Origin of the sequence: Microbacterium esteraromaticum (assembly GCF_028747645.1) — a bacterium.
Lineage (GTDB): Bacteria > Actinomycetota > Actinomycetes > Actinomycetales > Microbacteriaceae > Microbacterium > Microbacterium esteraromaticum_C.
Genome location: NZ_CP118100.1, coordinates 1701279 through 1722824 on the forward strand (window position 1 = coordinate 1701279; position 21546 = coordinate 1722824).

Consider the following 21546-nt stretch of genomic DNA (forward strand, 5'->3'; position numbering starts at 1 on the left):
TATCGGCATTGTCAACTCGAGCGACAGTCGAAGGGCCTCGTGGAGGGCTACGCCAGCATCCCCCGCCAGGCTGTCTCAAAGGCGCTCCGGCACCGCCCGAGCGCATCAGCATCACCCAATGGCACGCCCCGCACGAAGCCCTGGTAGTAGAAGACACCGTTGATCAGGTCGATGCTGGAGTCGATGTCCAGATCCGGGCGCAGCACCCCTTGCTCCACGCCGTGCCGGAGCGCGCGCTCGATGCCGACCCTGCGGTGAGTCACATGCGACCGCCAGTACGTGCGCTGCAGCTCGCGATCGGCCATCACCAGGTGCATGCGCATGCGAAATCGGCGATCGGAGTACTGCGCGCTGAAGATGTCCCGGGGGCTCCTGAAGTAGGCATCAATGATGTTCTGCCTCAGATCGCCCTCAAGACGAATATCAATCACGCTGCTTCTGCCGTGGTCCAGTGCCGCCGCCACGAGATCGGTCAGCCTCCCCCATCGGCGGTAGAGCGCCGCGCGCGAGACTCCGCTGGCCTCGACGACGGCGTTCACGGTGACTTCCTTCCCCGCGTCGATCAGCGCGAGGGCCCCGTGGAGGATCCTCCCGTCGTGCTCTTCGATGCGCGGCCGCCCTGGGCGCCGGCGCGTCTGCGCAGACATGGCGTCGCTCCGAGCGGCCGCGCTCATCCGCGCAGTGCCTTTGCACGCAGCGCCGCGACTCGATCGTCGCTCAGTCCCGCACGTCGCAGTGGAGCGAGAGCGTCACCCCCATGCCGGGCGCGCAGCGCGTCGAGCGTGCCCCGCATCGCGTCCGGATGGAAGCCCGCATCGGCCGCAGCGAGGGCTGCGGCATCCATCGGAATCCCCATCGCCTGCATCATCGGACCCAGGATCGGCTGCGTGCGTTCCATGACCGCGGGCACATTCGGTCCCGTGCGACCGTAGTCTGCGCAGATCTCGTCATCGGAGGCGCCAAGCGTCAGGAGCAGTGCAGCAGCGAGCACCCCCGTCCGGTCTTTACCCGCCGAGCAGTGAAACGCGACCGAGCCGGGCGCCGCAACAATGACTGAGAGGGCTTGCACGAGCAGCGGCGCCGATCCTTCGAACAGAGACACGTACATGGGAACGTAGCGCTCGCGATACCCCGCGCCGGGTGTGCCCCCGAAGGCGGCATCCGTCGCTTCCTGTGTGAGCAGCGAGATGTGGTGATAGGTGACCGGCAGATCGGCCAGCGGCCCGCGGCCCGTCAAACGCGCCTCGACATTCGAGCGCAGGTCGATGACCGCCGACAGGCCGTCCCGAACGAGCACTCGCGCATCGTGGTCGGTGATGTACGACAGGTCGTCGGCACGAAGAGCGAACCCGGGGCGCACCCGGCCCCCCTCGATCGCGATACCGCGCAGTTCGCGGAGGTTGACCGGTGCGCTCAGGGGAGGCGAGACAGGGGTGAGCGGAGTCATGTGATCTTCTTTCGGATGATGGCGCTGACCTGGTCGATGACAGTGACAAGCACGATGATGCAGATCACCATCGCCGACAGGTGGCCGTAGTCGTACATGTTCATGGCTGTAGTCAGCTCGAGGCCAATACCCCCGGCACCGACGAGGCCGAGGATCGTTGCGCCCCGGATGTTCCCTTCGAACAACAGCAGGGTGTAGCTCGCGAGCAGCGGCATGGCCTGCGGGAGGACGCCGTACTGAACGATCTGACGCTTCGATGCGCCGACGGAGTGCATGGCGGTGATCGGGCCACGATCGACCGCCTCCATCGCTTCGGCGAACACCTTGCCTATCGAACCGATCGAGCCGACGGTCATCGCGAGGATGCCGGCGAACGGGCCCAGCCCGACGGCGGAGACGAACATCAGCGCGATGACGAGATCTGGCAGAGCGCGGATGATGTTCATGAGCCAGCGACACGGGTAGTACAGCCAGGGAGGGGCGATGTTGCTCGCCGCACCGAAGGCGATGAGCAGAGCGAGCACTGTGCCCAGTACCGTACCGACCACGGCCATCTGGAGTGTCTCGATGAGCAACGAGACGATCAGGTCGAACTGCGAGAAGTCGGGTGGGAACAGGCGAAGCAGGAACTCGCCCATATTGACAGCGCCCTCCCCCAGCTTGACGACGTTGAAGCGCCCACCGTTGGCCGCCCAGACGAAGACGGCCACACCGATGATCGCGCCGACCACGAATCGTGCGCGCGGAATGCGGAAGGCTCTCTCGAGGCGTTCGCGCTCGCGCGGGTCGAGCGCCGGCGACGTCTTGCGGCGGGGTGCCGCCGCGGTCGTACCGTCTGCAGACGTACCACGCCTGGTCATGCGGTCGCCTCCTCGTCGTCGGTCTCGTAGACCACCGTGAGTTCCTCGGTCGTCAGCTCTGTGGTCGTTCCGGCGACGACGATTTCGCCGTGACGAAGCCCCACGATGCGGTCGGAGTGCGCCATGGCCAACGGCAGCACGTGCAGGCTCACCAGCACCGGGATCTGCTCTTGGTGCGCGATGGATCGCAGCAGTTCGAGCACCGTGTCGCTCATGCGGGGATCGAGAGACGCGACCGGTTCGTCGGCGAGAATCACGCTTGGGCGCTGCATCAGCGCACGAGCGATCGCGACGCGCTGCTGCTGACCGCCCGACAGCGATCTCGCCTCGTCGTTGGCCTTGTGCGCAATGCCGACTCGGTCGAGCAGCTCGAGCGCGCGTCGACGGTCTTCCTGGCTGAAGGTGCCCAACAGGTTCAGCGGGCCGGCAGCGTGGAGCGCGCCGGCCAGCACGTTGGTGAGCACTGAGAGCCGGCCGATCAGGTTGAACTGCTGAAAGACCTGCCCGACGTCGGAGCGCAATGCCCGCAGACGTCGGCCGCGCAGGGCTGATACGTCGCGTCCGTTCACCCACACCGTCCCTCCGGTGACCGGAGCAAACCCTGTGATGGCCTTCATGAGGGTGGACTTGCCGGAGCCCGAGGCGCCGAGAACTCCGACCATCTCGCCGGGATTCAGGTCGAGGTCGACGCCGTCGAGAACGAATGGGCCATCGGAGCCATACCGCACACGCAGCCCGCGGACCGATACGGCTCGTTGCACACCGACCGCTTCGCGACTCGCGTCAGGAGGGTTCATGAGCACAGTCATGAGGTCAGTCGAGATCGGAGATGTCGACGCCCGCGACTGCGGCGATGTCGACGAAGGGCTGGAACAGGTCGGTCGCGGGCTCGACGATCGGCTCGATGCCCTCGGGGATGCCTTCCGCGTACAGGCCGAGCTCATCGGCATTGTCCAGGTCGTAGACCACGGGGATGGCGTCCAGCAGAGCCGCCCTCTTCTCCGGCGCCATACTCTGACTGCCGAGGAGGGTCATCGCCACCGGCATGGGGATGCTCTCGCCGATAGAGCGCGTCTCGCCGACCTCGAACGGAAAGAGTGGCGAGCCTTGCCCCGCCATCGGCGGAAAGAGCGTCGACGTGCAGGCGACATCGGCCTGTCCCTGCTGAAGCGCGAGCAGACTGCGGTCGTGACCGCCCGACATCATCGACGTGTAATCCTCGTCCTTCGTCAGTCCGGCTGCGTCCAGCATGTGCACAGGCATGAAGTAGCCCGAGCTGGATGCGGGATCAGCGAAGACGACGACAGTGTCGACGGTGATGTCGTTGAGGTCGTGCAACTCGGAATCATCCAGCACGAGGCAGGTCGATACCGGGTCGTCTGCGCCCGGCCACGCGACCAGCGGATCGACTTCTCCGGTGTTGACCGCGAGTGCTGCCGGAAATCCGCTGGCCATCACGATGTCGGAGTGCCCGGCGCGCACCGCCTCGATCGCGGCGGAGTAACTCGGCACGTCGGTGATCTCGACATCGAGGCCAGTCGCCTCACCCAGGAGGTTCTTCAAAGCATCCACGGGGGTGACCGCGTTCGGATCGTCCACGAGCGGTAGCGTCACCATGCGTATGGTGCTGGGCGCCGGATCGGAGGCCCCTTCGGCGGATGCCCCACCGGAGCAGCCGGTGAGAGCGACGACGCCAATGGCGAGCGTACCGAGAGCGCGTGAGGTGCGAGAGCGCATGGGAGACCTTTCGGGTGTCGGGGCCGAGTCGTTCGCTCGGGCTCGGTAACCACAGTCGCGCCACAAGGTGTCCACGAATTACGAGACCGCCGGTACGGCGGCAGAAGTCTCGGTGAATGGTGAGTTACGAGCACATCGGTCTCGTAACCACACGAGGTGTCGCGCCCACAAAACGCGAAAACCCCCTGATCTCTCAGGGGGTTATGCGTGTGCGCGATACTGGGATCGAACCAGTGACCTCTTCCGTGTCAGGGAAGCGCGCTACCGCTGCGCCAATCGCGCCAAAGGGCTGTTCAGTTCACATGCAGGCATCTTAAGAAGAAATCCTACATTCGAGCGGATGACGAGACTCGAACTCGCGACCCTCACCTTGGCAAGGTGATGCGCTACCAACTGCGCTACATCCGCATTTCGCTCCCGGCGAGCCGGGCACTTCATCTACTTTACCCCACGTTCACCACTGCGATCGACCATCCCGGTCAACCCGGCACCGAAGCCGGAGCGCCGACCACCCGACAGCCCTGCGGTCACCTCTCCACACACACACAAGAAAACCCCCGGCTGGACCGGGGGCTTCGTCTGTGCGCGATACTGGGATCGAACCAGTGACCTCTTCCGTGTCAGGGAAGCGCGCTACCGCTGCGCCAATCGCGCCCAATGGGCTATTCAGTTGTCGGAGAGGTGGCGACGGGATTCGAACCCGTGTAAACGGCTTTGCAGGCCGGTGCCTAGCCTCTCGGCCACGCCACCGCGAGGTGGATTCGAACTCCACATGCCGAAACCCCCCCCTTACGGGGGCTCCTGCACTCGAGCGGATGACGAGACTCGAACTCGCGACCCTCACCTTGGCAAGGTGATGCGCTACCAACTGCGCTACATCCGCATTTCGTTCCCGGCGTCCCGGGCACTTGAAATACATTAGCCCAGGTTCACCGCATCACCAAACCACTCCGCGCATCCGGGCGTGTCCGACGACGCGCACGCCGAGCGCCACGCCCGGGCTGCGCCACGGTGCCGGCACTCCCCCGCCGATCGGGTATGCTCTCTATCTGTGCCCTTGAGCACATCACAACAACACATGGGCGATTGGCGCAGTTGGTAGCGCGCTTCCTTCACACGGAAGAGGTCGTGGGTTCGAGTCCCGCATCGCCCACCATCGAAAGGCCCGGGAAGCTCCCGGGCCTTTCTCGTTCCGGTCGGGCGGTCTATGCCGAGTGAAGCGACGCACTCGCCGGCGCTAGGCTGAGCCGCGACGAACTGGGGGCACGAATGCGCGCGTTTCGACTTGTGCTTGGTGGGGTGCTGGCGGCTTCGCTTGTTGCGGTGGGCATCCGCGGCGCGTTACTGACCCACCAGGCGTGGCTCCCTTGCGCTGCAGGAAGTTCCGTCGAGGCCTGCACGGCAGCGATGGATGGCCCGGAGCATCTCGCAGCACTGGCGCTTCTCTGGGGTCTCGCTCTTGTTCTCACCATCACGGCCGCCTTCGTTCTTCGAACTCGCCCTGCACGAGTTCTCGGCATCAGCGCTGCTGTGCTCGTGCTGCTCATGAACAGCATCACCGAGTACGCACTCGCGCTGGGCTTCGTCGGCGGGCACCACGATGTACCTCCGGGAACGGGCTACGGGCAGGCGTCCGCCTGGATCCTGGCGGGCGTCCTCGTCGGAACGGGGACACTGGCTGATGGGCGCACGCCGCGCGCTCCCGTGGCACCGTTCGACCGGACCCAACCGATGCCGGTACGCTCGATCCGGCATATCGCTACCCGAGCGAGAAGAAACAGGAGCGTCACGTGATCGAACACGCGAAGGTGAACGGCGATTGGGAGATCGACCCGGCTCACACCCGCATCGGATTCTCGGCCAAGCACGCGATGGTCACGACCGTTCGCGGGGCGTTCAACGACATCACCGGTCACCTGCATGTCGACACCGAGCAGCCCGAGAAGTCCTGGGCGAAGGTCAGCATGGAGGTCGCCAGCATCGACACCCGCAGCGCTCAGCGCGACGAGCACCTGCGCAGCGCCGACTTCTTCGACGCCGAGAAGTGGCCGCAGATCACGTTCGTGAGCACGCAGATCGAAGAGGTCGACGATCGCGCCTTCGGCGTCACGGGAGAGCTCACCATCCGTGACGTCACGCGTCAGGTGATGATCCCCCTGGCCCTGACCGGCATTGAGACAGGGGCGTACGGCGAGTTGCGGGCCGGCTTCGAGGGAAGTCGGCGTCTGAATCGCAGGGACTTCGGCCTGGAGTGGAACACCCCGCTCGACTCGGGTGGCGTGCTGGTCTCAGAGAAGATCACGCTCGAGTTCGAGATCTCCGCGGTGAAGACGCAGCCCGAGCAGTCCGACGAGGGTGGTCAGGGCGACTGAGTCCTACTCACGCGCCCAGCCATAGCGTGCGATCAGCGCACGCGCCACACGCGCGTAGCGCTGAGCGTCAAGCACCGCCGCCTCGCGGCGCATGCCGTCGTGGTGCACGCTGTACAGCTGCTCGATGTCCACCCAGGACTCACGCCCGCGCACATCCCACGCTCCCGAGCCGATCGGCAGGTAGTCACGATCGCGGTCATGCGGCTTGCTGGTCATCCGCACGGCGTAGACTCGATCGGCCGTGTGCCGCCCGATCACAAGAACGGGGCGGTCCTTGCCGCGGCCGTCGTTCTCCTCGTACGGCACCCAGGTCCAGATGATCTCACCCGAGTCCGGCGCGTCATTGCGGGACGGTGAGTAGCCGACCGCGACGTCATCGACCCGTTCCGGATCGACCTGCACGGTCTCGGCACCGGGCATCCGCCCCGGCTCGACGTCCTCACCGTGATCGCGTGCGACCGACCCACCCGAAAGCGACCGCCCCTCCGGACGAAGCACCGCGTCGCCGGCGTGCCGGCGACGCGGTCGCTGTGATTCGTCCTTCACCAGCATCCGATTGACGATGCCGGCGAGGGCAGACAGGAACTTGTTCGTCGAACTCACCTGCCTACCCTACCCAGCAGCTACTCGACCAGCGCGTAGCCCGCCTCGCCGTGCACGACCTGGTCGACGCCCGCGACCTCATCCTCGCTGGTCACCCGGAACCCGATCGTCTTCTCGATCGCCAAGCCGATCACGAGGGCCACCACGAACGAGTACACCAGCACTCCCCCGGCCGCGATCACCTGCACCGCGAGCAACCGCCAGTCCCCACCGGTGAACAGCCCCTGGTCGGTCGCGAAGAAGCCGAGGTACACCGTACCCAGCAGACCTCCCACCAGGTGCAGACCCACGACGTCGAGCGAGTCATCGAAGCCCCAGCGGTACTTCAGGTCCACCGCGAGAGCGCAGGCGACTCCCGCGAGTGCTCCCAGCAGCAGCGCCCAACCGGGCGTGAGGTTCGCGCAGGCCGGCGTGATCGCGACAAGACCGGCCACGAGGCCCGACACCGCGCCGACCGACGTCGGCTTGCCGTCCTTGATGCGCTCGATCAGGATCCAGCCGAGGATGCCCGCGGCCGCCGCCCCCAGGGTGTTGATCCCGATCAGACCCACCTTGCCCATGTCGTCGGCCAGCCACTCCGCACCGGCGTTGAACCCGAACCAGCCGAACCACAGCAACGCCGCCCCCAGCAGCGTCAGCGGCACGTTGTGCGGACGCTGGATGCCCTTGGCGAAGCCGATCCGCTTGCCCAGCACGAGCGCCAGCGCGAGAGCGGCGGCTCCCGCGTTGATGTGCACCGCGGTGCCACCGGCGTAGTCGATCACGGCGATGCCGCTCTCCTCACCGAACAGCGCCGTTCCGAGGTTCATGATCCAGCCACCGCCCCACACCCATGCGGCGATCGGGAAGTACCCGAGTGTGCCGAACAGGCCGACGAAGATCAACCACGGACCGAACCTCGCCCGATCCGCGATCGCGCCCGAGATCAGCGCGACGGTGATGATCGCGAACGTGGCGCCGTAAGCCACGCTCAGCAGCGCCACGTTCGCGCCGTCCCCCGCGGCGGTGTCCACCAAGCCGAAGTCGGCGAAAGGATTGCCCGCGAACTGCATCGGGTCTGACACCGCGCTCATCGAGAACCCGTACAGCACCCAGAGCACCGCGATCAGACCGATCGCGCCGAAGCTCATCATCATCATGCTGATGACGCTCTTGGCCTTGACCAGTCCGCCATAGAAGAATGCCACTCCCGGTGTCATCAGCAGCACCAGTGCAGTGGCTGTGATCGCCCAGGAGATGTTGCCCGCAGCATCCATCCCAACCTCCTTCAATCATGTGAACGAGGCTCAGTCTGCGGCGGTCGTGTTTCGACGACCGACGCGCTGTGTTGCGGCCGTGTTACAGGCCGTGGCCGAATGTGAACGTCGCGTTACGCGGCGTCAGGCAATGAGTGCGTGAGCGCGTTGAGTCGGGAGATCGCGCGCAGGTACTTCTTGCGGTAACCGCCCGAGAGCATCTCATCGGCGAACACGGCGTCGAGCGAGACGCCGGTCGCGGCGATCGGCAGCTGCGCGTCGTAGACGCGGTCGACGAATGCGACGAACCGCAACGCCTCAGACTGATCGCTCAGCACGCGCACGTCGCGCAGACCGACCACGTCGACGTTGTCGATGAGACGGATGTAGCGCGAAGGATGCACCTGGGCGAGGTGACGGATGGCATCCGAGAAGTCATCGTCGGATGCCGTCCCCCCGGTCGCGCCCCGCGCGATCGTCGCGGCGTAGCCGGCATCGTCGAGCACGACGGCAGTGCCATCGATAGCGCGCTGCCGGTAGTCGACGCCATCGATGCGCAGAGTCTGGAACGCCTCGGACATCGCGTGGATCTCGCGCAGGAAGTCCTGCGCCGCGAAGCGTCCCTCGCCGAGCGCGTTCGGCGGCGTGTTCGAGGTGGCGGCGAGGCGGGTTCCGGATGCCACCAACTCGCCCAGCAGTCGGGTCATGACCATGGTGTCGCCCGGGTCGTCGAGCTCGAACTCGTCGATGCAGAGCAGGTCGGCCCCGCGCAGCAGATCGACGGTGTTCTTGTAGCCGAGAGCTCCGACCAGCGCGGTGTATTCGATGAACGACCCGAAATACTTCCGCCGTGCCGGCATCGCGTGATAGACCGACGCCAACAGGTGGGTCTTGCCGACGCCGAACCCGCCGTCCAGGTAGACGCCCGGCTTCATGGGCTCGACCTTCGGTGCGCGCCGGAACAGCCCGGCCTTCTTCACGGGCTCTCCCCCACCGGCGAAGCGCATCAGCGTGCGCTTCGCCTCGTCCTGTGACGGGTAGGCCTCGTCCGCGCGGTAGCTCTCGAAGGTCGCACCGTCGAACTGCGGGGGCGGAACAAGACTGGCCAGCATCTCGTCTCCGGTCACGACGGGTGTGCGTTCGGTGAGATGCACGACACCCGTGCCGATCTGCTGGGTCATCACGTTCCTGAAGTCATAGTCTTGCGATCCGAGTGCGGGCACGCTGGAAGGGATCTAGGGTCAAAGGGGACGGCTCGATTTTACGCCGTCCATCAACACCCCAGGCATCCTGCACCCAGAGGAGCAATAGTGACCGTCGCACACGACACCTCATCCGCCAAGTTCGCCGAGTACGCCGAACCCGGTCGTCTCGTCACCACCGAGTGGCTCGCACAGAACCTTGGCACCCCCGGCCTCGTCGTCGTCGAGTCCGACGAGGACGTGCTGCTGTACGAGACCGGCCACATCCCAGGTGCGGTGAAGGTCGACTGGCACACCGAACTGAACGACCCTGTGGTGCGCGACTACGTCGACGGCGAGGGCTTCGCCGCCCTGCTCAGCCGCAAGGGTATCTCGCGCGATGACACCGTGGTGATCTACGGCGACAAGAACAACTGGTGGGCCGCATATGCCCTGTGGGTGTTCTCACTGTTCGGGCACGAGGACGTGCGCCTGCTCGACGGCGGCCGCGACAAATGGATCGCCGAGGGCCGTGACCTCACCACTGAGAAGACCGTGCGTCCCGCCACCGAGTACCCGGTCGTCGAGCGCGACGACTCGGTGCTGCGCGCCTACAAGGACGACGTGCTGGCCTTCATCGGCCACGGACCGCTGATCGACGTGCGCTCTCCCGAGGAGTACTCCGGTGAGCGCACCCACATGCCCGCATACCCCGAGGAGGGCGCGCTGCGCGGCGGTCACATTCCGACGGCGCAGAGCGTGCCGTGGGCGCGCGCGGTCGCCGAGGACGGCGGATTCAAGTCGCGCGCCGAACTGGAGCAGATCTACCTCGACGGCGCCGGTCTCACGCCCGGCGACGACGTGATCGCGTACTGCCGTATCGGTGAGCGCTCCAGCCACAGCTGGTTCGTGCTGCAGCACCTGCTGGGCTTCGAGAACGTACGCAACTACGACGGCTCATGGACCGAATGGGGCAGCGCCGTGCGGGTGCCGATCGTGACCGGCACGGAGCCCGGCGCGCTCTGAGCGTGGGAGAATCACAGGGATGACTGACACGCCCGTCCCTGCCGCGCTCGCCGAGTTCCGCGACGAGTTCCTCGAGTTGCCCGAGAGCGACCGCCTCGAGCTGTTGCTGGAGTTCGCGAACGAGCTGCCGGCCGTCCCGGAGCGTCTCGCCGACCATCCCGAGCTGTACGAGCGCGTCGCGGAGTGCCAGTCCCCCGTTTTCATCATCGTCGAGGTCTCCGACGGCATCGTCGCCATGCATGCGACGGCGCCGCCGGAGGCACCGACGACCCGCGGGTTCGCCAGTATCCTCGGGCAGGGCATCACCGGGCTGACCGCTGACGAGGTGCTGGCGATCCCCAGCGACTACCCCCAGACGATCGGGCTGACCAAACTGGTCTCGCCGCTTCGGATCGGCGGGATGACCGGGATGCTGATGCGCGCCAAGAACCAGGTCGCACAGAAGCGCTGAGTGCTCAGTTCGGTGCGCCGTCCTCGGCCAACCCCTGCGCTGTGATCCAGTCGGTGATCGTCGCCGTCCACCCGCTCTGGTCGTAGTTCCACAGCTTGGTGTGCCGCGCGACCGAGATCTCGGGCATGGTGACCAGATCCGGGCGTGCCTTCGCGAGCGCGTGCGAGGCGTCGGCAGGGACGAAACCGTCGTCCTCGCTGTGCAGGATCAGCACGGGAGCATCGAGCTCGGATGCCCGTGCCACCATGTCGAGGCGGTCGAACGCGATCGGCGCCTCGGCGCCGCTCAGTCGTGCCATCACGGAGTTCTGGAGCGCTCCCATCGCCAGTGCGGGCAAGGGCTCCCGCAGGCCCGCCTCGCGCGCCTGGAACCGCAGCACGGTGCGCCAGTCCACGACCGGCGAATCCAGCACCAGTGCCGCGATCGCCTCCCGATGCGCGGACGACACCGCCGTCTGCAGCGCGATCGCGCCGCCCATCGACCAGCCCATCAGCACGATGCGCTCGGCGCCGTGGCGCATCGCGTACCCGATCGCCGCGTCGACGTCGCGCCACTCCGCGGCCCCGAGCGCGTAGGAACCCCGCCGCGAACGCGGCGCCTCGCCATCGTTGCGGTATGAGACCACGAGCACGGGCAGCCCGAGCGCGTGGAAGACAGGCACCGCACGCAGGCACTCCGAACGCGTCGTGCCCCGGCCGTGCACCTGGATCACCCAGGTAGAGGAGGACTGCGGAAACAGCCACGCCGGGCAGGGCCCGGCCGGCGAGCCGATCAGCACGTTCTTCCACGGCAGGTGCAGCTCATCCGGTGCGACGTAGTACCAGCCGCTGAAGGCGGCGTCCTGATCGAGGTGCGCATCGGGTGCGATCTGTGTGAGCAGCTTGCGGCGCACACTGGTGGCATCAGCGCTCAGCACCGCGCCGAGCTTGACGTAGTCGTGTGATCCCGCGGTAAACAGCCCATAGCGGCCGGGGAGCTCGGTATCGACCGTGCGGTCGAGCTCGATCGTCTGCGCCGCGGTGTCCACGGAACGGATGCGCACATCCTTCTGACGGACGGCGGGTGTCACCACGCGGCGGGCGGTACTGAACACCGCGACGGCGGCCGCCGCGGCCGTAGCGGCGACGACGGGGAGGGCGAACGCTGCGGCGTGCCTGAGACTCTTCATCGCCTCCTGACTCTAGCCTGTCCACGTGACCGCAGACCCGGAGGCCGCCGCCCTGTTCGACGCAGCGGTGGCAGAGTTGCGCACGGCGTCGTCACGGACCGACATCGTCGTGCGCGAGATCCCCGCCCCGCGCGACCTCGCTCCGTTCGCTTTCGCTCTGGCCGCGGATGTGCGACCCGATGACCACGGCGATTCCCTGTACGGCACCGGGCGGTTCGTGCTGCTGCACGATCCAGACGAACCGCCGTCGTGGGGCGGCGCCTGGCGGATCGTCGCATACGCCCAGGCTCCGCTCGAGCCCGAGATCGGCACAGATCCGTTGCTGGCGGACGTGGCCTGGTCGTGGCTTGTCGACGCACTTGACGACCACGGAGCCGAATACCACTCCGCATCGGGCACCTCGACGAAGATGCTCTCGAAGGGATTCGGAGCGCTCGCCGAAGAAGGCGACGGCGCGCAGATCGAGTTGCGCGCGTCGTGGACAGCCGACGCCCCCCTCCGGCCACATGTGGAAGCATGGGAGGAACTGGTGGGAATGCTCGCAGGGCTCCCGCCCGGATCAGAGGATGTCGCCGTGTTCGGCGCAAGAAAGGGCGGACGTGGCTGACTACTCCGTGATCAGCGACCGCGCGGAGTTCGAGAAGGCCAGTCGCGCGCTGGCCGAGGGCGATGGGCCGGTCGCCGTCGATGTTGAGCGAGCATCGGGATTCCGGTACTCGCAGCGCGCATACCTGATCCAGGTCTTTCGCCGCGACGCCGGGGTCTTCCTCTTCGATCCTCCCGCCATCGGCGACTTCAGCGCACTCCAGCGGGCCATCGGCGCCGAGGAGTGGGTGTTCCACGCGGCCAGCCAGGACCTGCCATCCCTACGAGAACTCGACCTCGAACCACCCCGCATCTTCGACACCGAACTGGCATCGCGGCTGCTCGGCAGCGACGGATTCGGCCTCGCCGCCGTCGTCGAGCGCACGCTGGGCATCTCGCTGACCAAGGCCCACTCGGCAGCCGACTGGTCCACCCGGCCGCTGCCGGCGCCGTGGCTCGAGTACGCTGCGCTCGACGTCGTGCATCTGATCGACGTGCGAGACGCCCTCGTCGACGAACTCGCAGCTTCGCAGAAGACCGAGTACGCGGCGCAGGAGTTCGACGCCACCCTGCATCGGCCACCCAAGCCGCCGCGCGAAGAGCCATGGCGACGCCTCAGCGGTCTGCACAAGGTGCGCGGTGCCCGCCAACTCGCCGTCGCACGCGAGCTGTGGACGGCACGGGAGGACTACGCCCGAGAGATCGACGCCGCACCGGGCCGTCTCGTGCCCGACCGCGCACTCTTGGCCGCCGTGCTCGCCTCCCCCACCTCGAAGCAGGCGCTCGCCGGCCTGAAGGAGTTCAACGGTCGCGCCAGCCGCACGCAACTGGATCGCTGGTGGGACGCCATCGCGCGCGGCCGCGCCACCGAGCAGCTGCCCCGCGAGCGGGTGCCCAGCGACTCCCTCCCACCGCCTCGGGCGTGGGTGGACCGCAACCCCGAGGCCGATCTGCGGCTGAAGGCCGCCCGACCGGTGGTCGAGGCGATCGCCGAAGAGCTGCACATGCCCACCGAGAACCTACTGACGCCCGAGCACCTGCGCCGGGTCGCCTGGCACCCGCCGGCGCTGACCGCGGATGCCATCGGCGCCGCGCTCAGCGAACTCGGCGCGCGGCCCTGGCAGGTTGCGCATACAGCACAGAAGATCGCGGATGCCTTTGTAGAAGGCCCGCAATCCACGACGGATGCCGACACGGCGGATTCGTAGAGTCCGCCCAACCGATTCCCCCGCCACGACGCGCACTCCTAGGCTGGTCGCATCCCCAACCTTTGGAGGCAGAGTGGCCGAGATCTCGGACGTCTACTTCGTCGATGGAGTGCGCACACCCTTCGGGCGCGCCGGCGAAAAGGGCATGTACTGGAACACCCGCGCAGATGACCTCGCCGTGAAGGCGACCATCGGCCTGATGGAGCGCAACGCCGGGGTACCGGCCGAGCGCATCGACGATGTGGCAATCGCCGCGACGTCGCAGACCGGGGATCAGGGCCTCACCCTGGGCCGGTCGGTCGCGATCCTCGCCGGCCTTCCGCAGACCGTTCCCGGCCTCGCCGTCGAACGCATGTGCGCGGGTGCCATGACGAGCGTGACGACCATGGCCGCATCGATCGGCATCGGCATGTACGACTTCGCGCTCGCCGGTGGTGTCGAGCACATGGGACACCACCCGATCGGCGGCAACGCCGACCCGAACCCGCGTTTCGTCGCCGAGAAGATGGTCGACCCGGGCGCACTGAACATGGGTGTCACGGCCGAGCGCCTGTTCGACCGCTTCCCGCACCTCACCAAGGAGCGCTCCGATCGTTTCGGCATGCTCAGCCAGCACAAGGTGCAGGCTGCGTACGACGCCGGCAAGATCCAGCCCGATCTCGTCTCTGTGGCAATCAAGGGCGCCGACGGAGCCTGGGGTCTGGCGACCGAGGACGAGGGGCGTCGCCCGGGCACGACCATGGACGACCTGGCCGCGCTGAAGACCCCGTTCCGGCCGCACGGTCGTGTCACCGCCGGCACGTCATCCCCGCTGACCGACGGCGCGACCATGTCGCTTCTCGCCGGTGGCGGTGCGGTGAAGGAGCACGGCCTGGCGCCGAAGATGCGGATGGTCTCGTTCGCCTTCGCCGGTGTGCAGCCCGAGATCATGGGCATCGGTCCGATCCCCTCGACCGAGAAGGCGCTGAAGAAGGCCGGTCTCACGATCGATGACATCGGTCTGTTCGAGCTGAACGAAGCCTTCGCCGTGCAGGTGATCTCGCTGCTCGATCACTTCGGCATCGCCGATGACGACCCGCGGGTCAACCAGTGGGGCGGCGCGATCGCGCTGGGTCACCCGCTGGCAGCATCCGGAGTGCGTCTGATGATCCAGCTCGCGGCGCAGTTCGCCGAGCGCCCCGACGTGCGCTACGGCCTCACCGCGATGTGTGTCGGTCTCGGCCAGGGCGGTTCGGTCATCTGGGAGAACCCGCACTACGACGGAAAGAAGAAGAAGTGAGCTACGAGGACATCGACTTCTCGCCGATCATGGCCCTCACCGAGGGTGAGGTGATCACGCACTCCCCCGTGCGCGACATCCGCCTTCCCTCGGGCAAGGTGCTCGCGCTGATCACGCTCGACAACGGGCGCGACCACACCCGTCCGAACACGCTGGGTCCGGCGACGCTCACGGAGCTCGGCGAGACGCTCAACGCCCTCAAGGCACGCGCCGCATCGGGTGAGATCCAGGCCGTCGGCATCACCGGCAAGCAGTACATCCTCGCCGCCGGCGCCGACCTGTCCGACATCAGCCGGGTCGGCTCGAAGGACAACGCTCGCCTGATCGCACAGCTGGGCCACAAGGTGATCGGGTCGCTGTCCGATCTCGGTGTGCCGTCCTTCGCGTTCGTCAACGGACTGGCGCTGGGCGGCGGCATGGAGATCGCGCTGAACTCCACCTACCGCACCGTCGATGCTTCGGCAGCCGCCTTGGCTCTGCCCGAGGTCTTCCTCGGGATCATCCCCGGCTGGGGCGGCGCCTACCTGGTGCCGAACCTGATCGGCATCGAGAACGCCCTCGAGGTCGTCATCTCGAACCCGCTCAAGCAGAACCGCATGCTCAAGCCGCAGCAGGCGTTCGAGCTGGGCCTCATGGACGCCATCTTCCCGGCGGCGAACTTCCTCGAGAACTCGCTGGTCTGGGCTGACGCTGTGCTGGGCGGCAAGAAGGTCGAGCGCAAGAACGCACCCGGCAAGATCGAGCGCACCGTGAAGTGGCCCGTCGCCATCAAGATGGCGCGCACCATGCTCGAGTCGAAGATCGGCACCGTGCCGCGCTCGCCCTACGTCGCGCTCGACCTGCTCGACAAGGCCCGCAGCGGCACGAAGGCAGAGGGCTTCGCCCGTGAGGACGAGGCCCTGGCCGAGCTCGTGACCGGCGACCAGTTCGCCGCGTCGATGTACGCGTTCGATCTGGTGCAGAAGCGCGCGAAGCGTCCGGTCGGCGCACCCGACAAGACGCTGGCGAAGAAGGTCACCAAGGTCGGCATCATCGGTGCGGGCCTCATGGCCAGCCAGTTCGCCCTGCTGTTCGTGCGCCGTCTGCAGGTGCCGGTGCTCATCACCGATCTGGATCAGGCCCGCGTCGACAAGGGCGTGGCATACATCCACGACGAGATCGGCAAGCTCGAGGCCAAGGGCCGCGTCGACGCCGACACCGCGAACAAGCTGCGTTCGCTGGTGACGGGAACCACCGACAAGAGCCTGTACGCGGACTGCGACTTCGTCATCGAGGCCGTGTTCGAAGAGGTCGGCGTCAAGCAGCAGGTGTTCGGTGAGATCGAGAAGATCGTCGCCGAGGACGCCATCCTCGCCACCAACACGTCGTCGCTGTCGGTCGAAGAGATCGGCGCGAAACTCGCCAACCCCGAGCGTCTGGTCGGCTTCCACTTCTTCAACCCGGTCGCGGTGATGCCGCTGATCGAGGTCGTGAAGACGCCGCACACCAGCGACGCGGCGCTGTCGACCGCGTTCGTGGTCGCGAAGGGCCTCGGCAAGAACGCCGTTCTCACCGCAGACGCCCCCGGGTTCGTGGTGAACCGCCTGCTGGCGAAGGTCATGGGCGAGGCAGCACGTGCCGTCTACGAGGGCACGCCGATCGCCGAGGTCGAGAAGGCCTTCGGCCCGCTCGGCCTCCCGATGGGCCCGTTCCAGCTGATCGATCTGGTCGGCTGGAAGGTCGCCGCGCACGTGCAGGACACCATGGTGCGCGCGTTCCCCGAGCGTTTCTACGCCAACGAGAACTTCCATGCTCTGGCCGAGCTGGACGCGATCGTCGAGAAGGACAAGGGCGGACGCGTCACCGGCTGGACCAAGGCCGCTGAGAAGGTGCTCAAGGGCGCCGTCGGCTCGTCGCCGGCGGATGCCGACACCATCCTGACGCGTGTGCAGGACGGCCTGGCGCAGGAGATCCGCATCATGCTGGACGAGGGCGTCGTGCCCGAGGTCGAGGACATCGACCTGTGCCTGATCCTGGGCGCGGGTTGGCCGTTCATCGACGGCGGCGCTTCACCGTACCTTGACCGCGAGGGTGCTTCCGAGCGCGTGTTCGGCGGAACGTTCCACACGCCGCCGATCCGCGGCATCGAGGCCTGACCGCCTGAACCGCACGAAGCCCCGTCGACTTTTGCAGTCGGCGGGGCTTCGTCGTTCCGGCGAGGATTCCCGGACTCAGCGCTGCGCAGGCCTGGTGTCGCGGTCACCGCGCTCGGGCCAGTGCGCGAGGGCTCGTTCGGCGAGGGCCGTGATCGTCAGCGACGGGTTGACACCCGGGTTGGCGGGCACGGCGGACCCGTCGACGATGTGCAGCCCCGGGTACCCCCAGACCCGGTGGTAGGCGTCGATGACGCCCTGCTCCGGGCTGTCGGAGATCACAGCGCCGCCGAGGAAGTGCGCGGTCAGCGGGATGCCGAAGACTTCGGGCCACGACCCCCGTGCCTCGGAGCGAACGCCGGTCTCGGCCTGCATCCGCCGGGCGATCGCCTCGACGGCGGCATGCGCCTGCGGCAGGTGTGTGGGGTTCGGCTCGCCGTGTCCCTGTGCGCTGGTCAGCACCCGACGGCCGAAGCGTCGCCTGAGCGACAGGGTGAGTGAGTTGTCGGCGGTCTGCATGACCAGCGCGATGATCCCCCGCTCGCTCCAGCGGTGCAGCGAGGCCAGCCGCAGTTGCCGGATCGGATGCCGCAGCACGCGGCCCACGACGGCGCCGAAGCGTCGCAGCAGGCCCCGGTCCCCCGGCACCAGAACGGTCGCCAGCGCGCCCATCAGGTTCGATCCCGGCCCGTAGCGCACGTTCTCGACGTGGGTGCGCTCATCGACGTGGAACGAGGTGGTGATCGCGACCCCGTCGGCGAGGCCGGCGCTCTCGGGCACGCGTGCCGCGACGGCACCGTCGAGCGCTTCCGAGTTGGTACGGGTGAGGCGCCCGAGAGCCCCGGAGAGGGCGGGCAGTGCATCGGATGCCCGCATCCGGTGCAGGAGTTGCTGCGTGCCCCACGTGCCCGCGGCGAACACCACCTGCTCGGCGTGCAGGGTTCGCCTGTCACGCCGGAACCAGGCACCGCTGCGCTGGGTGGTGACGACAAAGCCGCCCGACGGGTGCTCGCGCACGTCCGTCACGGTGCGCATCGGCTCGATGATCGCGCCCTGGCGCTCTGCGAGGGCCAGATAGTTCTTCATCAGGGTGTTCTTGGCCCCGACGCGGCACCCCACCATGCAGTTGCCGCACAGCGTGCACCCGGTTCGGGCGGGTCCGGCACCGTCGAAATAGGGATCGGGAACGGTGACGCCCGGCATGCCGAGGAACACGCCGACGGGTGCCTTGCGAAAGCTGTCCTCGACGCCGAGATCCGCGGCGGCGCCGCGCATGATGCGTTCGACGGGCCCGGTGTGCGGGTAGTGCTCGACCACACCCAGCATCCGCTTCGCGGTCGCGTAGTGCGGCGACAGCTCGTCCTGCCAGCGCACGTCGGCAGGCCACTGCGGGTCGGCGAAGAACGCCGCCCCGGGCTCGTAGAGCGTGTTGGCGTAGTTGAGCGACCCGCCGCCGACGCCCGCGCCGGCGAGGATCATCACGTGCGGCAGCCGATGGATGCGCTGCACACCGTGGCATCCGATTCCCGGTGCCCACAGGTATCGGCGCACGTCCCACGAGGTCTTCGCGAAGTCGTCATCCTCGAACCGGCGGCCGGCCTCGATGACCCGCACCCGGTAGCCCTTCTCGCTCAGTCGCAGCGCCGCGACCGATCCGCCAAAGCCCGAGCCGATCACGGCGACGTCCACATCAGGCATCCGACTCCCCCTCACTCAACGGCACGAGCATACGCAGCGCCGCGGGCCGCACGGTGATGCGGCACTCCCCCGCGCCGACGCGCTCGCCGTCGGCGTAGACCACCAGACCCGGCGCCGACACGCTCACCTGCTGGGCGCGCCGGTGGATCACCTCCGGGCGGGTGAGGTGACGGCCCTGCAGCAGCAGCGGGAACAGTCTGAGTAGACGCAGTCGCGTCAGCGGAACCACATGCACGACGTCCAGAGCGCCATCGTCCGGAACGGCACCGGCGCACACCGGCATCCCCCCGCCGTAGCTAGCGGTGTTGCCGACCGCGATCAGAGTGCCGGGCGCAGCCGCCTGAGGTCCGCCATCGACGTCGACGCGGAAGTCCATCGGCTGCAGCCTGATCAGTTCGATCAGCAGCGCCAGGTAGTAGCGCAGAGCGCCTCGCGGCCAGCGCAGCCGGTTGGTGCGGTCGCTGACCTTGGCATCGAAGCCGAGGGCGGCGACAGAGAGGAACGGTGTCGTCCTGCCCTCGCTGTGCACCTCGCCGACGTCGATCAGGCGCGTGCGGCCGCGTACCGCCACGCTCACGGCGGCCGTCGCGTCGCCGCGTGGCAGCCCCAGCGCGCGGGCGAGGTCATTGCCGGTCCCCGCGGGCACCAGAGCGATCGGCACCTCGGCGGCGGCGAGCACATCGATGATGCCCGAGAGCGTGCCATCCCCGCCGACGACCACGAGGGCATCCGGCTTCTCTGCCACGGCCTCCTCAGCCAGGCGCCGGGTCTCGGCCGGTGAACCGCCGGAGTAGACCTGCACCTGCGCACCGTCGGCGCGCAGCGCCGCGATCGCCTCGTCGGCTGCCCGACGGCCCCGCCCCTTGCCGGATTGCGGGTTGGCGACGACCGCGACCCGGCGCACCGGGATCACGTCGCCGACCCGCGCGGTGCGATCACGGCACCGGGGTTGAGAATGCCGTGCGGGTCGAGTTCACGTTTGATGGCGGACAGGATGCGGATGCCGGTCTCGCCGATCTCCTCGGCCAGCCAGGGGGCGTGATCGCGACCGACGGCATGGTGGTGACTGATGGTCCCGCCGGCCGAGATGATCGCGTCGTTGACGTTCGCCTTGATGCCGTCCCAGACCGCGAGCTGGTCGCCGCGCACCCCGGCCAGCACGGTGAAGTACAGCGACGCGCCCGTGGGGTAGATGTGCGAGATGTGGCACATGACGTAGCTCTTGGCACCGGCATCCGAGAATCCCTGCCGCAGGGCGTCCTCGACAGCCTGTCGCAGGCCGGCCAGGTTCGACCAGGTCGTCGCGGTCTCGAGCGTCTCGCAGAACACGCCGGCATCGAGTAGCGAGTCACGCAGGTACGGGCCGTCGAAGCGCGTCTGCAGCCAGTCCTCGGCCGCGCCCTCTCCGGAGGAGGTTCCGCCGGCGGCGCGCATCAGCTCGCTCGCCCGCGCACGCCGGGCAGCGATGTCGTCGCCCTCGTACACGGTCACGGCGCTCGCGCCCTTGGCCAAGGCGCGGCCGATCTTGCCGACCTGGGCGAGGCTGACGGCGGTCTCGGCCTCATCCGACAGCCGGATCACCGTCGGGCCGCCCCCGCCCTGGGCGACGCGCCGCAGCGCGTCGGCCCCGGACGCGAAGTCGGGGAACGTCCACGATTCGAACACGCGGTCGCGCGGGATCGGATGCACGCGCACGCGCACCTCGGTGATGACCCCGAAGATCCCCTCGGAGCCGAGGAACACCCGGATGAGGTCGGGGCCGGCCGCCGAGCCCGGCGAACGCCCCAACTCGATGTCGCCGGTCGGGGTGGCGACGCGAAGTCCGGTGACCATGGTGTCGAAGCGGCCGTTGCCGGCGGAGTTCTGGCCCGACGACCGGGCCGCCGCGAATCCGCCGATCGTCGCGTACCGGAAGCTCTGCGGGAAGTGCCCGAGTTCGCACCCCACGGCGGCCAGCAGCTCTTCGGCGACGGGCCCGGTGGTTCCGGCAGCAAGCACCGCTTCGCTGCTGACCTCGTCGAACCGCAGCAGTCCGCTCAGTCGGCGCAGGTCGAGGCTGATAGCGGCGCGCTGCGCTCCGCGCTCGGGGTCGAGGGCGCCGACGACACTCGTACCGCCGCCGTACGGAATGACGGCGATGCCGCGTTCGACGGCGACAGTCAGCACAGCGCTGACCTCGGCATGATCCGCGGGTTGCACGACAGCATCCGGGGCATTCTGATCGTGCGCGCGACGACGCAGCAGGTCCGGCGTCGAGCGCCCGCCCGCGTGCCGGATGCGCGCCTCGGCGCTCGTGTCGACGTGCTCGGCCCCGACGACATCGCGCAGCGCTGCAAGGTCATCGTGCTCGAGCGCGGATGGGGGTAGCCGAACCTCGGCCAGGGTCGCGGCGGGCTCGGGCCGGTGAATGCGCCCCAACAGAAAAGGGATCAGGCTGCGCACCGCGAAAGAGAGGTCTTTCGCCTTGGCGGGATCGCCCCAGCCGTTCCAGCGCATCAGAGGTGCGTCGCTCGGAGCGGGTCCGGTCTCCCTGGGCTTCACATCGTCCATGCGTTACAGTGTGA

At 67.8% G+C, this 21546-nt stretch carries 20 protein-coding genes and 6 tRNA genes; 9 read left to right on the forward strand and 17 right to left on the reverse strand.

Annotated elements, in window-relative coordinates:
* Positions 1–47: 47 nt before the first annotated feature.
* The 10 genes from PTQ19_RS07970 to PTQ19_RS08015 all read right to left on the reverse strand — a co-directional run bounded on the left by PTQ19_RS07970 (position 48) and on the right by PTQ19_RS08015 (position 4927).
* Positions 48–647 carry a TetR/AcrR family transcriptional regulator gene (locus PTQ19_RS07970; protein ID WP_274366957.1) on the reverse strand — a complete coding sequence of 200 codons (600 nt, stop codon included), beginning with the start codon at positions 645–647 and terminating at the stop codon, positions 48–50.
* A 23-nt stretch (positions 648–670) separates the two neighbouring features.
* Positions 671–1447 carry a tyrosine-protein phosphatase gene (locus tag PTQ19_RS07975; RefSeq protein ID WP_274366958.1) on the reverse strand — a complete coding sequence of 259 codons (777 nt, stop codon included), beginning with the start codon at positions 1445–1447 and terminating at the stop codon, positions 671–673.
* Complete coding sequence (phnE, locus tag PTQ19_RS07980; protein WP_274366959.1) at positions 1444–2307, reverse strand: phosphonate ABC transporter, permease protein PhnE; 864 nt, start codon at positions 2305–2307, stop codon at positions 1444–1446. The genes PTQ19_RS07975 and phnE overlap by 4 nt, the downstream gene beginning before the upstream one ends.
* Positions 2304–3116, reverse strand: a complete 813-nt coding sequence (phnC, locus tag PTQ19_RS07985; protein ID WP_274366960.1) for a phosphonate ABC transporter ATP-binding protein — start codon at positions 3114–3116, stop codon at positions 2304–2306. The genes phnE and phnC overlap by 4 nt, the downstream gene beginning before the upstream one ends.
* A 4-nt stretch (positions 3117–3120) precedes the next feature.
* Positions 3121–4044 carry a PhnD/SsuA/transferrin family substrate-binding protein gene (locus PTQ19_RS07990; protein ID WP_274366961.1) on the reverse strand — a complete coding sequence of 308 codons (924 nt, stop codon included), beginning with the start codon at positions 4042–4044 and terminating at the stop codon, positions 3121–3123.
* A 210-nt stretch (positions 4045–4254) separates the two neighbouring features.
* A tRNA-Val gene (locus PTQ19_RS07995) sits at positions 4255–4326 on the reverse strand.
* A gap of 53 nt (positions 4327–4379) precedes the next feature.
* A tRNA-Gly gene (locus PTQ19_RS08000) sits at positions 4380–4452 on the reverse strand.
* Between the two features lie 174 nt (positions 4453–4626).
* Positions 4627–4698: transfer RNA gene (locus PTQ19_RS08005), tRNA-Val, on the reverse strand.
* 25 nt (positions 4699–4723) lie between these two features.
* Positions 4724–4794: transfer RNA gene (locus PTQ19_RS08010), tRNA-Cys, on the reverse strand.
* Positions 4795–4854: 60 nt separating this feature from the next.
* Positions 4855–4927: transfer RNA gene (locus PTQ19_RS08015), tRNA-Gly, on the reverse strand.
* Positions 4928–5124: 197 nt separating this feature from the next.
* On the opposite strand from PTQ19_RS08015, the gene PTQ19_RS08020 reads away from it, so the two are divergent.
* From PTQ19_RS08020 to PTQ19_RS08030, 3 genes are all read left to right on the forward strand, one after another.
* Positions 5125–5200, forward strand: a tRNA-Val gene (locus PTQ19_RS08020).
* Between the two features lie 113 nt (positions 5201–5313).
* Positions 5314–5838: a hypothetical protein gene (locus PTQ19_RS08025; RefSeq protein ID WP_274366962.1), complete on the forward strand. Its 525-nt coding sequence runs from the start codon at positions 5314–5316 to the stop codon at positions 5836–5838.
* Entirely contained in the window at positions 5835–6416 is a 582-nt protein-coding gene (locus PTQ19_RS08030) for a YceI family protein (RefSeq protein WP_206549826.1), read from the forward strand. Before PTQ19_RS08025 ends, PTQ19_RS08030 begins: the two co-directional genes overlap by 4 nt.
* A gap of 3 nt (positions 6417–6419) precedes the next feature.
* Here PTQ19_RS08030 and PTQ19_RS08035 read toward each other — a convergent pair whose 3' ends face one another.
* From PTQ19_RS08035 to zapE, 3 genes are all read right to left on the reverse strand, one after another.
* Positions 6420–6836, reverse strand: coding sequence for a type II toxin-antitoxin system PemK/MazF family toxin (locus PTQ19_RS08035; protein ID WP_242519685.1), 417 nt, complete (start codon positions 6834–6836; stop codon positions 6420–6422).
* Between the two features lie 203 nt (positions 6837–7039).
* On the reverse strand, positions 7040–8275 hold the full coding sequence (locus tag PTQ19_RS08040; RefSeq protein WP_206820490.1) for an ammonium transporter: 1236 nt from the start codon (positions 8273–8275) through the stop codon (positions 7040–7042).
* A 113-nt stretch (positions 8276–8388) separates the two neighbouring features.
* Complete coding sequence (gene zapE / locus PTQ19_RS08045; protein ID WP_274366963.1) at positions 8389–9435, reverse strand: cell division protein ZapE; 1047 nt, start codon at positions 9433–9435, stop codon at positions 8389–8391.
* A 129-nt stretch (positions 9436–9564) separates the two neighbouring features.
* Between zapE and PTQ19_RS08050 the strand changes: the two genes are divergently transcribed.
* Positions 9565–10461 (forward strand): sulfurtransferase, encoded by an 897-nt coding sequence (locus PTQ19_RS08050; RefSeq protein WP_274366964.1) that lies wholly within the window; start codon positions 9565–9567, stop codon positions 10459–10461.
* Positions 10462–10480: 19 nt separating this feature from the next.
* Complete coding sequence (locus PTQ19_RS08055) at positions 10481–10912, forward strand: SufE family protein (protein WP_274366965.1); 432 nt, start codon at positions 10481–10483, stop codon at positions 10910–10912.
* A gap of 4 nt (positions 10913–10916) precedes the next feature.
* Here the strand turns inward: PTQ19_RS08055 and PTQ19_RS08060 are convergent, their stop codons facing one another.
* A complete protein-coding gene (locus tag PTQ19_RS08060) occupies positions 10917–12080 on the reverse strand; it encodes an alpha/beta hydrolase family protein (protein WP_206823880.1) in 1164 nt (387 codons plus the stop codon).
* Between the two features lie 25 nt (positions 12081–12105).
* Between PTQ19_RS08060 and PTQ19_RS08065 the strand changes: the two genes are divergently transcribed.
* The 4 genes from PTQ19_RS08065 to PTQ19_RS08080 all read left to right on the forward strand — a co-directional run bounded on the left by PTQ19_RS08065 (position 12106) and on the right by PTQ19_RS08080 (position 17287).
* Positions 12106–12687, forward strand: coding sequence for a DUF3000 family protein (locus PTQ19_RS08065; protein ID WP_274366966.1), 582 nt, complete (start codon positions 12106–12108; stop codon positions 12685–12687).
* Positions 12680–13873: an HRDC domain-containing protein gene (locus PTQ19_RS08070; RefSeq protein WP_274366967.1), complete on the forward strand. Its 1194-nt coding sequence runs from the start codon at positions 12680–12682 to the stop codon at positions 13871–13873. Before PTQ19_RS08065 ends, PTQ19_RS08070 begins: the two co-directional genes overlap by 8 nt.
* Before the next feature lie 73 nt (positions 13874–13946).
* On the forward strand, positions 13947–15152 hold the full coding sequence (locus PTQ19_RS08075; RefSeq protein WP_274366968.1) for a thiolase family protein: 1206 nt from the start codon (positions 13947–13949) through the stop codon (positions 15150–15152).
* Between the two features lie 29 nt (positions 15153–15181).
* Positions 15182–17287 (forward strand): 3-hydroxyacyl-CoA dehydrogenase NAD-binding domain-containing protein, encoded by a 2106-nt coding sequence (locus tag PTQ19_RS08080; protein ID WP_274369058.1) that lies wholly within the window; start codon positions 15182–15184, stop codon positions 17285–17287.
* A gap of 75 nt (positions 17288–17362) precedes the next feature.
* Here PTQ19_RS08080 and PTQ19_RS08085 read toward each other — a convergent pair whose 3' ends face one another.
* Genes PTQ19_RS08085 through PTQ19_RS08095 form a run of 3 tightly spaced genes read right to left on the reverse strand, consistent with a single transcriptional unit; the run spans position 17363 to position 21532 of the window.
* The gene (locus PTQ19_RS08085) at positions 17363–18982 is read right to left on the reverse strand and encodes a GMC oxidoreductase (RefSeq protein ID WP_274366969.1); all 1620 of its coding nucleotides are present in this window, start codon (positions 18980–18982) and stop codon (positions 17363–17365) included.
* On the reverse strand, positions 18975–19895 hold the full coding sequence (locus tag PTQ19_RS08090) for a diacylglycerol/lipid kinase family protein (protein ID WP_274366970.1): 921 nt from the start codon (positions 19893–19895) through the stop codon (positions 18975–18977). The genes PTQ19_RS08085 and PTQ19_RS08090 overlap by 8 nt, the downstream gene beginning before the upstream one ends.
* Positions 19892–21532 carry an FAD-binding oxidoreductase gene (locus PTQ19_RS08095; protein WP_274366971.1) on the reverse strand — a complete coding sequence of 547 codons (1641 nt, stop codon included), beginning with the start codon at positions 21530–21532 and terminating at the stop codon, positions 19892–19894. The genes PTQ19_RS08090 and PTQ19_RS08095 overlap by 4 nt, the downstream gene beginning before the upstream one ends.
* Between the last annotated feature and the right edge of the window lie 14 nt (positions 21533–21546).

Excerpts from the sequence above, each read along its gene's own strand:
- PTQ19_RS08055 (WP_274366965.1), top strand. The coding sequence starts at position 10,481 with ATGACTGACACGCCCGTCCCTGCCGCGCTCGCCGAGTTCCGCGACGAG.
- PTQ19_RS08095 (WP_274366971.1), bottom strand. The coding sequence starts at position 21,532 with ATGGACGATGTGAAGCCCAGGGAGACCGGACCCGCTCCGAGCGACGCA.
- PTQ19_RS08085 (WP_274366969.1), bottom strand. The coding sequence starts at position 18,982 with ATGCCTGATGTGGACGTCGCCGTGATCGGCTCGGGCTTTGGCGGATCG.
- zapE (WP_274366963.1), bottom strand. The coding sequence starts at position 9,435 with ATGACCCAGCAGATCGGCACGGGTGTCGTGCATCTCACCGAACGCACA.
- phnE (WP_274366959.1), bottom strand. The coding sequence starts at position 2,307 with ATGACCAGGCGTGGTACGTCTGCAGACGGTACGACCGCGGCGGCACCC.
- PTQ19_RS07990 (WP_274366961.1), bottom strand. The coding sequence starts at position 4,044 with ATGCGCTCTCGCACCTCACGCGCTCTCGGTACGCTCGCCATTGGCGTC.
- PTQ19_RS07970 (WP_274366957.1), bottom strand. The coding sequence starts at position 647 with ATGTCTGCGCAGACGCGCCGGCGCCCAGGGCGGCCGCGCATCGAAGAG.
- phnC (WP_274366960.1), bottom strand. The coding sequence starts at position 3,116 with ATGACTGTGCTCATGAACCCTCCTGACGCGAGTCGCGAAGCGGTCGGT.
- PTQ19_RS08060 (WP_206823880.1), bottom strand. The coding sequence starts at position 12,080 with ATGAAGAGTCTCAGGCACGCCGCAGCGTTCGCCCTCCCCGTCGTCGCC.
- PTQ19_RS08080 (WP_274369058.1), top strand. The coding sequence starts at position 15,182 with ATGGCCCTCACCGAGGGTGAGGTGATCACGCACTCCCCCGTGCGCGAC.
- PTQ19_RS08035 (WP_242519685.1), bottom strand. The coding sequence starts at position 6,836 with ATGCCCGGTGCCGAGACCGTGCAGGTCGATCCGGAACGGGTCGATGAC.
- PTQ19_RS07975 (WP_274366958.1), bottom strand. The coding sequence starts at position 1,447 with ATGACTCCGCTCACCCCTGTCTCGCCTCCCCTGAGCGCACCGGTCAAC.
- PTQ19_RS08040 (WP_206820490.1), bottom strand. The coding sequence starts at position 8,275 with ATGGATGCTGCGGGCAACATCTCCTGGGCGATCACAGCCACTGCACTG.
- PTQ19_RS08025 (WP_274366962.1), top strand. The coding sequence starts at position 5,314 with ATGCGCGCGTTTCGACTTGTGCTTGGTGGGGTGCTGGCGGCTTCGCTT.